Raw genomic sequence first — 874 nt, 5'->3', positions numbered from 1 at the left:
CACTAGATGTATTATTACAAGAATCAGTAAAGGTCCAAGTACGTGTAACTACTATGTTACAAGGATCAGAACTATCAGTTGAGTCAACAGGAGTTTCAACTACATCACCAGCACAGTTATCCGTTGCTGTTAAATCAATAGGAGCAGGAATATCTGTTAGACATTCTACTGTTACATCAGCTGGAGCAGCCGGAGCTATAGGAGCAATAGTATCTTCAATAGTAAATGTAGCTGTTGTTGTTACTGCATTATCACAGTCATCTGTAGCAGTAAAGATTACGGTTGCAGACCCAGTTTGGCCACAATCGTCTGAAAGCCCCGTAAAGTTATTCGACCACGTAACATTACCACATACATCAGAAGCAGATGCTCCACCATTATTATTTAACCAGTTATTTAGGTCGTTTAAGTTACCAGTACCATCACATTCTACAGTTAAATCCTCTGCTTGAACATCAATGGTTGGTGGAATTAAATCTAATATAGTGAAAAGAGCGGTTGTTGTACTAGAATTATTACAAGCATCAGTTGCAATAAATCTAACTAAAGTTCTCGATGTTGCTCCACATTGATCCGTAGAGCTTAAAATTTCATAAGTCCAATTTACTGTAGAACAATTATCTACAGCATTTGCTCCTGCATGTAAATTTAACCAATCTTGATACTCTTGGGTATTACCTAATCCATCACATAAAACAGTTTGATCTGCTCCAACTGTAGTTATTGTTGGTGCTGTAGTATCAGAAACAGTAATTATTTGCGACACACTAGATGTATTATTACAAGTATCAGTAAAGGTCCAAGTACGTGTAACGACTACATTACAAGGATCAGAATTATCAGTTGAATCTACTGGAGTTGCAACTATATCACC

1 protein-coding gene is annotated in these 874 nt (G+C 37.0%); it reads right to left on the bottom strand.

Annotation, left to right across the window (positions count from 1 at the left end):
* Positions 1-874, bottom strand: an 874-nt coding sequence (locus tag OS191_RS00015) for an HYR-like domain-containing protein (protein WP_524534352.1), incomplete at both ends; no start/stop codon positions are given.

It is taken from the genome of Xanthomarina sp. F2636L (genome assembly GCF_026410195.1).
GTDB lineage: Bacteria > Bacteroidota > Bacteroidia > Flavobacteriales > Flavobacteriaceae > Xanthomarina.
Note: the sequence above shows the minus strand (reverse complement) of the source record. Positions and strands in the feature narration are given on the sequence as shown.